Source organism: Amycolatopsis sp. NPDC004368 (assembly GCF_053602515.1).
This window is the reverse complement of the sequence record NZ_JBSGDT010000003.1, coordinates 198157-210185: the sequence shown is the minus strand read 5'-3', so window position 1 is coordinate 210185 and position 12029 is coordinate 198157. Positions and strand designations below refer to the sequence as shown.

The window sequence follows — 12029 nt, the reverse complement described above, 5'->3', positions numbered from 1 at the left end:
CTGTCCGTGGTGTCGGGCCTGGCCCAGCTTAAAGGCCCGCCCAGGCGTCCCAGATCGCCCCTCGACCCAGGACCGCGATCTTGCCGATCGCCTTGCGCGCCCGCAGCGTGGCGGGCAGTTTCACGGCGACTTCGGCCAGCACGCGGCAGCGGAGGCCGACCTGGAAGTTGGCAGCTGCGGGCTTGTTCCTTCGCAGCGGGAGCAGGGCCGTGATCACGGCGAAGCGGAGGATCTCCTTCACGGCGATCTTGCCGGGGGCGCACCGGAGGAGCATGAGGAGACGGTTGCGTTCGTTCCAGCGGTGGAACAGCGGGGAGCCGGGGTGGGTGCTGGCGCCGTGGAGGTGGCGGACGCGGGCCTTCGGCGCAGCGATGACGTGGTGGCCGGCCAGCCGCAGCCGCCACGCGGTGTCGGTGTCCTCGTAGTAGCAGAAGAAGCTCGCCGGGACACCGCCGACGGCTTTCACGGCGTCGGTGTGCAGCAGGGCGGCGCCGCCGCAGAAGCCGAAGACCTCCTCTGCTCCTTCGGTGAGATCCTGTCCGTGGCCGTCGGCGGTGAGGCGGACGCCGGTGGACTGGACGGCGCCGTCGGCCAGCTCCAAGCGGCTCGTGGCGGCGGCGGCCAGCGGCTGGGCGGCGAGGGCGTCTTCGAGCTCGGCGAGCCAGGTGGGTTCCGGGGCGGCGTCGTCGTTGAGCCAGGCCATCCACTTCGTGCCGACGCGGGTGAGGGCCTCGGCCATCGCGCCGGCGTAACCGGTGTTGCGCCTGAGCCGGACGACCTGCGGTTTCGACGGGTGATCTCGCAGGAGAGCGGCCGTGCCGTCGTCGGAGGCGTTGTCGATCACGAGTGTCCGATGTGGACGGTCCTGGGCCACGAGGGCGTCGAGGCAGGCCGTGATGTGGGCCGCGCCACGCCAGGTGACCACGACGACGGTGCTGCCGGTTTCCGCGCTGGTCACCTGGGTGAGAATAGCGGGGTGCCCGAACTGGTAGTGCTCGCCGAGCAGCTGCTCGCCCCCGTCCCGGGTGGTACGGGCCGTTACACCGCCGAACTGCTGCCCGCGCTGGCGCGCACCGCGCCGCCGGGGTGGACGGTGTCGAGCGTGGTCGCGCGTCACGCGGACGTTTCCGCCGCCGTCGTCGAAGGTGTCGAGGGGCCCCGCGTGCTGCCGGTGCCGCCCCGCGCGCTGGTTGCGCTCTGGCAGCTCGGCGTGCCCTGGTGGCCGGGCGGCGACGCGGTGCACGCGCCGACGCCCTTCGCGCCGCCGCGCCCGCCCGCGGGGCGCACCCTGACCGTGACGGTGCACGACACCGTGCCCTGGACCCACCCCGAGACCCTCACGGCTCGCGGCGTGAGCTGGCACCGGTCGATGATCGCGCGCGCCGCGCGCCGGGCGTCTTCGCTGATCGTGCCCACCCGCGCGGTGGCCGACGAGCTGGCGGTGCTGGTCGACGTGGCGGTGCCGGTGCGCGTCGTGCCCCACGGCGTGACGGTGCCGCGGGGGGACGCCGATCTGGATCTGCCCTCCAAGTACGTGCTCGCCGTGGGGACCATCGAGCCACGCAAGGGCATCGACGTGCTGGTGGACGCCGTCGCCGCTGTCGGCGACGTCGCCCTGGTCCTGGCCGGCCAGCCCGGCTGGGGCGACGTGGACCCGGTCCGGCTGGCGGCTTCCCGCGGCCTGACGGACGTGCACGTGCTGGGCAAGGTCACGGACGCGCAGCTGGCGACGGCCCTGAGCGGGGCGAGCGTGCTGGCCGTGCCGAGCCTCGCGGAGGGCTTCGGGCTGCCGCTGCTGGAAGCCATGGCCTCGGGGGTGCCCGTGGTGCACACCGACGTCCCGGCCCTGGTGGAGGTCGCGGGCGGCGCGGGTGTTGTCGTACCTCGCGGTGACGCGGAGGCGTTGGCGGCGGGGCTGCGGGAAGTGTTGGGGTCGCCGACGCGCGCCGCGGAACTAGTCCGCCTGGGCCGGGAACGGGCGCGCGAGTTCACGTGGCGAGCGGCGGCGGAGTCGGTGTGGGCCGCGCATCGGAAGCGGACTTGAGGTTCGGGCACATCACACACTGTCAGTTCGTCGGTTCCTCACCTGTGCGTTGGGTGATCGCCGTACTCTGCTCACGTGACCGGTGATCCCCGTGTGCTGATCGACGCGACCGCGGTGCCCGCGGATCGGGGTGGCGTCGGCCGGTACGTGGATTCGCTGGTGGCCGCGCTGGACGCCGACGGTGCGCGGCTGACGGTGGTGTGCCAGCCGCGGGACTTGTCGTTGTACGACCGGCTCGCGCCCGGGGCCCGGGTGGTGCCCGCGTCGCCCGCGACGTCCACCCGCACGGCTCGCCTGACCTGGGAACAGGCGACGTTGCCGCGCCTCGTGCGCAAGCTGGCGGCCGACGTCGTGCACTCGCCGCACTACACGATGCCGCTCGCGAGCGGCGCGGCGTCGGTGGTGACGCTGCACGACGCGACGTTCTTCACCGACCCCGTGCTGCATTCGTCGGTGAAGGCCCGGTTCTTCCGCGCGTGGACGGTGGCCGCCCTGCGCCGCGCGACGCTGTGCGTCGTTCCCAGCCAGGCGACGGCGCTCGAACTCGGCCGCGTGACTCCCGTTCGGCACGCGGAGCTGGAAATCATTCACCACGGCGTGGACACGGAACGCTTTCACCCGCCGTCCCCGGAGGAGATCTCCGCGGCTCGTGCGGCCGTCGGGATCGGGCGGACGCCGTACATCGCGTTCCTCGGCGCCCTTGAGCCACGCAAGAACGTGCCGGCTCTGATCCGTGGATACGCCCGCGCGATGGTGGGGGTGCGTGACGCGCCGGCGCTGGTGCTGGCCGGCCAGCCAGGCTGGGACACGCAGGTCGAACGCGCGCTGGACGCCGTGCCGCACCGGCTGCGCGTGATCCGCGCGGGGTACCTGCCGTTCGGCACCCTGGCGGGTTTCCTGGGCGGGGCGGAACTGGTGGCTTACCCGTCACTCGGCGAGGGCTTCGGCCTCCCGGTGCTCGAAGCCATGGCCTGCGGCGCCGCCGTCCTCACCACCCGCCGCCTGTCCCTCCCGGAAGTCGGCGGCGACGCGGTGGCCTACTGCGGCGTCGGCGCGGGCGACGTGGCGGCCGCGATCACGGAGCTGCTGGCGGATCCGCCGCGCCGGGCGTTCCTCTCGTCGGCCGCACAGCAGCGGGCGAAGGACTTCTCCTGGGCTACGACGGCGGAACGTCATCGTGAGGCGTATGGGAAGGCTTGGGATCGGCATCGGCGGATGCGCTGAGCCATGTTCTGCCAAGTTCTGCTACGAGGCCCTCGTAGGGCTGAGTATGAGAGCCTGTGATGCGTCCGGACGGTCGTCTCACAGGCTTTCGCCTTTTCAGAGCCTGATGTGCGCCTCGACCAATCCCGCGGCACGCTGGGCCCATCCCCCGCCGGCCCCGAAGCACCAGGCGACTGCGTCGGAGGTCCAGAGGATGAGTTCCAGTGTCGAGTCGAGGTGCTCGTGTGTCAGCTCGGTTTTCGAGGGGCGCGAACCCAGCGTTTGCCAGAGGGTCCGGTGGTCGTGTGCATCTCGTTCGTTGCGAGTGTCCAGCACCAGCGCGCCGCGTGGGGCGGAGGTGGGCGGGTTCCACGAGCGTCACGCACAGCAGGAACTGGCGGCCACGGGCTGATTCGTCGACAAAGTCGTGCACGGACATCCGGACATCTCCCGCGCCGAAAATCACCCTCGGTGACGGGGTCGATGCGTGCCCGTAGCCGTGCGTGAGCGGGGGACAATGAGTGGCGTGACTGAGCAGCGCAGCTACGGCGACAATCTGGCCGTCGTGACCGTGACCTACTTTCCCGGCGACATGCTCGAGAAGTTCCTCGACACGCTGGAGAAGGCGACCGACCGGGACGTCCGCGTGGTGATCGCGGACAACGCGTCCACGGATGGCGGGCCGGAGAAGGCGGCGGAGCGCGAGAACGTCACGCTGGTCAGCATCGGGGAGAACGTCGGGTACGGCACGGCCGCCAACAGGGGCGTGGCGGCGCTCGACGACAGCTACGGGTGGGTCGTCGTGGTCAACCCGGACCTGGAGTGGGAGCCGGGGTCGATCGACGCGCTGCTGGAGGTCGCGAAGCGGTGGCCGCGGGGGGCTGCGTTCGGGCCGTTGATCCACGATCTCGACGGGACCGTCTACCCGTCCGCGCGTCTGCTTCCTTCGTTCGGGCGGGGGATCGGACACGCGGTCTTCGCGAAGATCTGGCCGGGCAACCCCTGGACGCGCCAGTACCGGCAGGAAAACGCCGCCCCGCAAGAGCGCACGTCAGAGTGGCTGAGCGGCTCGTGCCAGCTGTTCCGGCGCGAGGCGTTCGACTCGGTGGGCGGCTTCGACACGCGCTACTTCATGTACTTCGAAGACGTCGACCTCGGTGATCGCCTCACCAAAGCCGGCTGGCTGAACGTGTACGCGCCCTCGTCGAGTGTCATGCACATCGGCGGGGTGTCGACGGCGCGCGTGTCGAAGAAGATGCTGCGCGCGCACCACGCCAGCGCCTACCGCTACCTCGCCGACCGGCACCAGGGCGTGCTGTGGAAGCCCGTGCTGGCGGCGGTGAAGCTCGGGCTGGCCGTGCGCGTCAAGCTCGAAGGCGCCTGATCACAGCCCGTCGAGCCGGCGCGACAGGTTCGACCGCCCGCTGCTCTGCTTGATCGTCGGCACGAGCCCGGTGAGCTCTTCCTCGTCGGGCTCGCGCAGCGGGCTCGGCACGGGCGCGGCCTGCGGACGCGGCACCAGCGGCGTGGTCACCTGCGCGGCGGGCACCTCGAGCGGCGTGGTCGTGCTCGGCCGCGCGAGCGGGTGCTCGTCGTTCTCCTCGATCAACGACGCCGGCAGCTGCGTGGTCGTGTCGGGATCTTGCTGGTCGAGCTCCTTGACGACGGATCTCGCGATCTGCTGCGTGTTGGAGGCGTCCATCGGCGATGTCATGTTGTCCGGCGTCACCACAAAGGCGCCGCGGGCACGTGCGCGTGCGAGCAGGGCGTCCGCGCGATCGCGGGGGTCCATCCCCTCGGCCTCCCGACTGACCCGGGGCCTCTGGGGAAAGGCCCACCTGTTTCCTGTCTAGGGTAGGCCCTCGGGGGCGCGCTCGTCAGCGTTTCCCACGGCTTGTCGCTCAGCGGTGCGTGATACAAGAGGAGTTTTCTGTGACGTCCGAGCTCGAGGTCGACGCCGTCGTGCTGGTCGGGGGCAAGGGCACCCGGCTGCGGCCGCTCACCCTGTCCGCGCCGAAGCCGATGCTGCCGACGGCCGGCACCCCCTACTTGAGTCACCTGTTCTCGCGAATTCGCGCGGCCGGGATCCGGCACGTGGTGCTCGGCACGTCCTACCGCGCGGAGGTCTTCGAGGAGTACTTCGGCGACGGTTCGGCCCACGGCCTCGAGCTCGAGTACGTCGTTGAGGACGAGCCGCTCGACACCGGCGGCGCCATCCGCAACGTGTACGACAAGCTGCGCGCCGACCACGCGATCATCTTCAACGGCGACATCCTCTCCGGCGCCGACCTGCGCCACCAGCTGCAGACCCATGTGGACTCCGGCGCCGACGTCACCCTGCACCTGCAGCGCGTGCCCGACCCGAGCCGCTTCGGTTCCGTCCCCACGGACGCCGACGGGCGCGTGCAGGCGTTCCTGGAGAAGACGCCCAACCCGCCGACGGACCAGATCAACGCCGGCTGCTACGTCTTCCGCCGCTCGGTGGTCGAGACCATTCCGACGGGCCGGCGCGTGTCCGTGGAACGCGAGACGTTCCCCGGGCTCCTCGAAGCCGGCGCGCACCTGCACGGTTTCGTCGACTCTTCGTACTGGCTCGACGTCGGCACGCCCGAGGCGTTCGTGCGTGGCAGCGCCGACCTCGTGCGTGGGGTCGCGCCGACGTCGGCGCTGGCCGGCCCGACCGGCGAGGCGCTGGTGCTGGACGGGGCCGTGGTGGCGGCGTCGGCTCAGCTGACGGGCGGCACGACCGTGGGCGCGAAGTCCGTGATCGGAGAGGGTGCGCAGATCGACGGTTCGGTCGTGTTCGACGAAGCCGTGGTCGAGGCCGGGGCCATTGTGGAGCGTTCGGTGCTCGGTCGCGGCTCGGTCGTCGGGGCCGGCGCCGTGCTGCGCGGCGTGGTCCTCGGCGACGGCGCGTCGGTCGGCGCCGGCTGCGAGCTGCTCAACGGCGCCCGCGTGTGGCCCGGCATCACCCTGCCCGACGGCGGCATCCGGTTCTCGAGCGACGCATGATCGAGTGGCGACCGCCGTTCCCGCTGGACCTGGCCACGGTGCTGGGTCCGCTCAGCCGTGGCCGCGGTTCGCTGAACTTCCGGTTCGACCGCGGTGCCTGGTGGCTGGCCGCCAACACGCCGTCCGGTGAGGGCACGCTCGCGTTGCTGCGCCGCCCGGACGGCGTGATCGAGGCCGACGCGTGGGGCCCCGGCGCCGAGTTCCTGCTCGACGGCGTGCCCGCGCTCCTGGGCGCCGAAGACGACGACAGCGGCTTCGTCGCCCACCACCCCGTGGTCGCCCGTGCCCGACACGACGCCCCCGGCCTGCGCCTCGGCTCGACGCGGCGCGTGTGGGACTCGCTCGTGCTCGCGGTGCTGGAGCAGAAGGTGACGGGCAAGGAAGCGATCCGGTCGTGGGCGGAGCTGTGCCGCTGGTTCGGCACTCCCGCGCCGGGCCCTGGCCCGCGCGGCTTGCGCGTGCCGCCGTCACCGCTCGCCATCCGGTCCATCGTGGACTGGAACTGGCACCGCATCGGCGTGGACCTCAAACGCCGGACCGCGCTGATCAACGCCGCGCGCGTCGCCCCGCGGCTGGAGGAAGCTGTGGCGCTGCGGGGTTCCGAGGGAAGGGCCCTGCTGCGGAAGGTCTCGGGCATCGGCGTGTGGACCGCGGCCGAAATCGCCCAACGCGCTTGGGGCGATCCGGACGCCGTGAGCTTCGGGGACTACAACATCCCGAACATGGTCGGCCACACGCTGCTGGGCCACCGCATCGACGACGAGGTCATGGCGGAACTGCTGGCGCCGTACGCGCCGCACCGCCAGCGGGTGATCCGGTATCTGGAGATCGGTGGGGCGCGGGCGCCGCGCTACGGGCCGCGGATCGAACTGCGGGACTACCGCGCGATGTGAGCTGTTGGGGCGGTTGTTGCCGGCAGGGCTGTGCGGCCGGGCCGGGTCGGCCGGGCTGCTGTGGGGGACAGGCCTGGTACGGGTTCTGGCCCGGCTGCTGCGGTCCCGCAAAGCCCTGCTGCTGGTCCCCGGGGTACTGCCCCGGATACTCCGAAGCCTGCTGCCCCGGCGGAGATCCGGGCGGCTGCGGATACCCCGGCGGCCGCATTCCTTGCCACGGCGGCGAAATCGGGGGCCGGCTCCGTCGAGCGGAAGATCCTCAGCCCAGCGCGGCCCGCACAATCGCCAGCGCTTCCTCCGCCGACAACCCCAGCTGCCGCGTCACTGCTGAATAATCGGCAGCCGCCGCCAGAGCCCGCGAACGCGATTCATCCCCCGAAGCCCCCACGAAGCTCCCGGCCCGACCGCGCGTCTCGATCAAGCCGGCTTCCTCCAGCTCCCGATACGCACGCGCCACCGTGTTCGGCGCGACGCCCAGGTCCGAAGCCAGGGCCCGCACGGTGGGGAGCTTGGCGCCGACCGCGAGCGTGCCGTCGTTGATCTGCGCGGCGATCGACGAGCGCACCTGCTCGAACGGCGGCACCGAAGAGGCGCTGTCGTAGCTCACGGTCACGGCCAAAACCCCCTGCTGTGCTGATGGTTGCCAATCCGACCCAGCCACGGCCGAATGGCTTCGCAGCAAAGGTTACGTGCCGCGTGGAGGCCGGCCTACTTCCGGCCGGATTGGTAACGACGTCGGCGCTTCCTGCGCAGGCTCACGACCACACCCACCACGACCAGCAAGATCGCCACCGCGAAGCCGACCGCCACGACCCACCCGCTGACGAACCCGCCGTCACCGGTGTGGATGTGCGGGTTGGCGGGCACCAGAGGCATGCCCGCCACCTTAACGGGACGAAACGGCCGCGGTCACGAGTTCCGCGAGATCCTCCGAGCCCGCGGGCAGGGCGTCCACGGGCCACCAGCGCAGGTCGTCGGACTCGTCACTGCGGATGGGCGAAGCCCCCGCCGGCGCGCGGACCACGTAGCGCACGTCGAAGTGGCGCGTGGGGACGCCGAGGGAGCAGGTGATCGGGTGGACGTCGAGGTGCACCGGCTCGGCGCCGATCTCCAGGCCCGTCATGCCGGATTCCTCGGTCGCCTCGCGCAGGGCGGCGGCGGCGACCGACGCGTCCGACGGTTCGCAGTGCCCGCCGAGCTGCAGCCAGCGGCCGACGCGCGGGTGCAGGGTCAGCAGCACCTGCGTGCCCGTCGAGTCGAGGACCACGGCCGACGCCGTGAGGTGGCCCGCCGCGCACGAGCGCTGCACGGTGTCCTCGCGCGAAGCCAGAAAACCGAGAAACGCCTGGCGCAGCGATTCTTGCGAGCCGAGCGAAGGCGCCCAAGCCGAAAGCACCGACACGGCGTCCGAATGCAGAGTCACAGTTCGACGAGCCCTTCTCCCGGTTCTCCCGGCGAACGCGCGGCCGGCGTCTCCAGCGGGTGCCCGATCGCGACGGCACCCAGCGGTTCCCAGCGGGAGTCCAAACCCAGTGTCGAGCGCACGAGGTCGGCCGCGAAGATCGTGGACCCGATCCAGCACGAGCCGAGGTCCTCGGCCGCCAGCGCCACCAGCAAACCCTGCACCGCGGCGCCGGCCGCGACCGTGAACATCGTGTGCTCACAAGCGTTCCGCCGCGCGTCCGGGTACGTGTGCGCACCTTCGGCGACCAGGAACGGGATCACGACCTCGGGCGCGCGGTAGAGAATGTCCCCGCGCGACAAGCGTTTCTCGATCTGCGACGGCGTGAAGTCGTCGCTCGAAAGGTCCGCCCGCCACGATTCGCGCATGGCGTCGAGCAGCTTCGCGCGCAGCCCGGCGTCGCGCAGCCACACGAACCGCACGGGGTGCGTGTGGTGCGGCGCGGGCGCGGTCAACGCCGCCGCGACGGAACGGCGCAACGCGGCGGGATCCACTGGCGCGTCGGAGAACGCGCGCACCGAACGCCGGTTCGGCACGGCTTCGCGACGGCCCTGCGCGAGAGCTTCGTTGGTGCCCAAGCGGAACAGGTCCTCGTCGACGGGCCGGATCAGATCCCGCGCCGCGGAACCGTCGTCGGTGAGCTGCAGGCCGCGCACGACCGCCACCGGCAGGCCGCCGAGCTTGCCCTTCACCAGGTCCGCGGCGGCGGCGAGCTCGTCGGCCACCGCGATCTCGGTGACGGCGAGCTCGTTGCCCTGCGAGTCGATCCGGCCCGCGTAGCCGTGCAGCACGCGCAGGCCCGAGGCCCCGATCGCGGCGTCGGTCTGCCCGACGCGCCACGCGCGGCCCATGGTGTCCGTGACGACCACCGCGACCTCGACCCCGAGCCGCTCGCGAAGACCGCCGCGCAGGGCGTGCGCCGACGCGTCGGGGTCCGACGGCAGCAGCGCCACCTCGTCGCCCTGCACGTTGGACGCGTCGATCCCCGACGCGGCCTGCACGATCCCCAGCGGGTTCTCCGTGATCACGGTGCGCGCGACCCGCGCGACGACCCGCACGGTCTCCTGGTCGATCAGCTCGCGCCGCGCGGCGTCGCGGGCCTCGGGGTCGCTCGGCACGCGCACGAGCCGGCCCTCGACCTTCGAGAACACCTTGCTCGTCACCACCACCACGTCGCCGGAGCGCAGCCACGGCGCGGCCGCGACGATGGCGCCGGTGAGGTCGTCGCCGGGCCGGAACTCCGGGAGGCCGGTCACGGGCAGGATCTCGACCTTCGCCGAGGCGTGGTCGCTGAACTCAGGCTGGGCCGAATCAGACACCGGACACTCCCGCAACGTCGAAGGCCGCTCGCACCATGGCGGCGGTGGCATCCACATCGGACATCAGCAGCGGCACCGCGCGCACGTCGACACCCGGCACCGTCACGTCGTGGTCCTCCTCGGCGACGAGCCAGCCGTCGAGCACTCCGCCGTCGGAACGGGCGCCGTAGTGCCGGCCCACGGCCTCGGCCGAGGTCTCCACGCCGATCGCCGTGAGGCACGCGTCGGCCATGCCGCGCAGCGCCTTGCCGCCGATGATCGGCGAGATGCCCACCACCTTGGCGCGCGACTTGCGCAGCGCCTCGCGCACGCCCGGCACCCCGAGCGTCGTGCCGACGCTCACCACCGGGTTCGACGGCGCGAACAGCACCAGATCGGCCTCGGCCAGCGCCTCGAGCACTCCCGGCCCGGGCTTGGCCTCGTCGGCGCCGACCGAGACGATCGAGTGCGCCGGGCGGTCGGCCCGGTAGCGCACCCACCACTCCTGGAAGTGGATCGCCTTCTGCTGCTCGGGCTGGTCGGGGTCGTCGATCACGACGTGGGTCTCCACGCGGTCGTCCGACATCGGCAGCAGCCGCACGCCCGGGCGCCAGCGGTCGCACAGCGCCTCGGTCACGGCTGAGAGCGGGTAGCCCGCGCGCAACATCCGCGAGCGGATCAGGTGCGTCGCGATGTCCTTGTCGCCGAGGCCGAACCACGTCGGCTCGGCGCCGTACGCGGCGAGTTCCTCCTTGACGACCCACGTCTCGCCCGCGTGGCCCCACCCGCGTTCGGTGTCGATGCCGCCGCCGAGGGTGTACATGCAGGTGTCGAGGTCGGGGCAGATGCGCAGGCCGTGCATCCACACGTCGTCGCTGGTGTTCACCAGCGCCGTGACCTCGTGCCGCGGCGACCCGGCCGGGGTCTCCGCCTCGCCGATCGCGGGCATCCCGAGTGCGGTCTTCACGCCGAGCAGGAAGCGCGCGCCCCCGACTCCACCGACCAAAACGACGATCTTCACGACTGCGGATCCTCGCACGCGCCGGGTCCCGGGCCCCAGTAGCGGTACCTGTGGTGCTCCGTACAGCCGAGGCCGGAATACAGCTTCAGCGCACCCGTGTTGTCCTCCGCCACCTGCAGCACCCACCTTTCCGCTCCGTGCGCGCGGCCCCAACCGGCCAGCGCGGACATCAGCGCCGACGCCAGCCCGCGGCGCCGGAACTCCGGCCGCACGGCCAGCCGTGACACGTGCAGCCACTCGCCCACGATGGCACCGCGCACGGCCCCGGCGGTGACGCCCTCCACCTCGACCACGCCGTACCCCACTTTGCCCGTGCTGAGCACGTGCCGTTCGGCGGCACTCGGCGAAGGGCTGTCGGCCGCGAGTTCCCACCACGCGGGAGTGGGCTCGTCGAGCACCTCGGCTTCGGACGGCTCGGCGCGCAGCGGTCCGACGAGCACCGCGACCCGGTGACCCGCGGCGTGCTCGCTCCACTCGCGCCAGCCGGCGGCCGCGACCGCGCGCTCGGTGTCGCTGTCCTGGATCACCTGGACGACCGGCGCGATACCCCGACCGTGGGCGAAGTCACAGACCGCGGCCAACGCGGTGGTGATCTCCCGCCCGGCGTCGCCGACGGCGAGCGCGCTGTTCGCCCGCCCGGTGAAGCCGTCGGCCCAGCGCAGACGCCACTCGCCGAGGGGTTCGTCGACCACCGGCGGCCAGGCCCGCGCGCACACCATTTCGAGCATTTCCGAGTCGTTCACGGTTAGATTGTGTCGGAGGCGGCAACGCGGCCGCGGCCCCATTTCCGCAGGGAGAACCGATGAGCTACGCGCGCAGGGACGACCGGCACAACGACGACCTCGTCGACGAGATCGCCGACGGCTTCGAACGCACCCTCAAGGAAAAGCGCGAGGACAGCACCGGCAAGACGCAGCCCACCGGCCCGGGTTTCGTCATCACGGGCGACGCGCGCAACACCCCGAAGCCCCGCCGCCGCGACCGCTGAGCGGGACATTCGCGGCCATACCAGGGGTATGGCTAAGGGTTGCCTAAGCACGACCTGCGGTGCGGCAAGCGCGTAATGTCCGCAGGGACTGGCTCTAGAGAAATGCGG

The 12029-nt window shown here is 71.9% G+C and carries 14 protein-coding genes; 6 read left to right on the top strand and 8 right to left on the bottom strand.

Going from position 1 to position 12029, the window contains the following annotated elements; genetic code table 11:
- Positions 1-28: 28 nt before the first annotated feature.
- Entirely contained in the window at positions 29-958 is a 930-nt protein-coding gene (locus ACWEOE_RS07015) for a glycosyltransferase family 2 protein (RefSeq protein ID WP_452005034.1), read from the bottom strand.
- 18 nt (positions 959-976) lie between these two features.
- Here ACWEOE_RS07015 and ACWEOE_RS07010 point away from each other — a divergent pair, with 18 nt between their 5' ends.
- The 3 genes from ACWEOE_RS07010 to ACWEOE_RS07000 all read left to right on the top strand — a co-directional run bounded on the left by ACWEOE_RS07010 (position 977) and on the right by ACWEOE_RS07000 (position 4631).
- A complete protein-coding gene (locus ACWEOE_RS07010) occupies positions 977-2044 on the top strand; it encodes a glycosyltransferase family 4 protein (protein WP_452005032.1) in 1068 nt (355 codons plus the stop codon).
- 93 nt (positions 2045-2137) lie between these two features.
- Positions 2138-3268, top strand: coding sequence for a glycosyltransferase family 4 protein (locus tag ACWEOE_RS07005; RefSeq protein ID WP_452005660.1), 1131 nt, complete (start codon positions 2138-2140; stop codon positions 3266-3268).
- Between the two features lie 505 nt (positions 3269-3773).
- Entirely contained in the window at positions 3774-4631 is an 858-nt protein-coding gene (locus ACWEOE_RS07000; RefSeq protein ID WP_452005029.1) for a glycosyltransferase family 2 protein, read from the top strand.
- Here ACWEOE_RS07000 and ACWEOE_RS06995 read toward each other — a convergent pair whose 3' ends face one another.
- Positions 4632-5039 carry a hypothetical protein gene (locus tag ACWEOE_RS06995; protein ID WP_452005026.1) on the bottom strand — a complete coding sequence of 136 codons (408 nt, stop codon included), beginning with the start codon at positions 5037-5039 and terminating at the stop codon, positions 4632-4634. It abuts the gene before it with no gap.
- Between the two features lie 140 nt (positions 5040-5179).
- Between ACWEOE_RS06995 and ACWEOE_RS06990 the strand changes: the two genes are divergently transcribed.
- Positions 5180-6259, top strand: coding sequence for a sugar phosphate nucleotidyltransferase (locus ACWEOE_RS06990; RefSeq protein WP_452005023.1), 1080 nt, complete (start codon positions 5180-5182; stop codon positions 6257-6259).
- Entirely contained in the window at positions 6259-7152 is an 894-nt protein-coding gene (locus ACWEOE_RS06985; RefSeq protein WP_452005657.1) for a DNA-3-methyladenine glycosylase family protein, read from the top strand. The genes ACWEOE_RS06990 and ACWEOE_RS06985 overlap by 1 nt, the downstream gene beginning before the upstream one ends.
- A gap of 259 nt (positions 7153-7411) precedes the next feature.
- Here the strand turns inward: ACWEOE_RS06985 and ACWEOE_RS06980 are convergent, their stop codons facing one another.
- The 6 genes from ACWEOE_RS06980 to ACWEOE_RS06955 form a co-directional block, all read right to left on the bottom strand.
- Complete coding sequence (locus ACWEOE_RS06980; RefSeq protein WP_452005021.1) at positions 7412-7765, bottom strand: GntR family transcriptional regulator; 354 nt, start codon at positions 7763-7765, stop codon at positions 7412-7414.
- 95 nt (positions 7766-7860) lie between these two features.
- Positions 7861-8028 (bottom strand): hypothetical protein, encoded by a 168-nt coding sequence (locus ACWEOE_RS06975; protein WP_452005018.1) that lies wholly within the window; start codon positions 8026-8028, stop codon positions 7861-7863.
- 10 nt (positions 8029-8038) lie between these two features.
- Complete coding sequence (locus ACWEOE_RS06970; protein ID WP_452005015.1) at positions 8039-8575, bottom strand: NUDIX hydrolase; 537 nt, start codon at positions 8573-8575, stop codon at positions 8039-8041.
- Positions 8572-9984 (bottom strand): coenzyme F420-0:L-glutamate ligase, encoded by a 1413-nt coding sequence (locus ACWEOE_RS06965; RefSeq protein WP_452005013.1) that lies wholly within the window; start codon positions 9982-9984, stop codon positions 8572-8574. The genes ACWEOE_RS06970 and ACWEOE_RS06965 overlap by 4 nt, the downstream gene beginning before the upstream one ends.
- Complete coding sequence (gene cofD / locus ACWEOE_RS06960) at positions 9926-10933, bottom strand: 2-phospho-L-lactate transferase (RefSeq protein ID WP_452005011.1); 1008 nt, start codon at positions 10931-10933, stop codon at positions 9926-9928. Before cofD ends, ACWEOE_RS06965 begins: the two co-directional genes overlap by 59 nt.
- The gene (locus ACWEOE_RS06955) at positions 10930-11676 is read right to left on the bottom strand and encodes a GNAT family N-acetyltransferase (protein ID WP_452005008.1); all 747 of its coding nucleotides are present in this window, start codon (positions 11674-11676) and stop codon (positions 10930-10932) included. The genes cofD and ACWEOE_RS06955 overlap by 4 nt, the downstream gene beginning before the upstream one ends.
- A gap of 59 nt (positions 11677-11735) precedes the next feature.
- Between ACWEOE_RS06955 and ACWEOE_RS06950 the strand changes: the two genes are divergently transcribed.
- Complete coding sequence (locus ACWEOE_RS06950; protein ID WP_452005005.1) at positions 11736-11921, top strand: hypothetical protein; 186 nt, start codon at positions 11736-11738, stop codon at positions 11919-11921.
- Positions 11922-12029 lie beyond the last annotated feature (108 nt).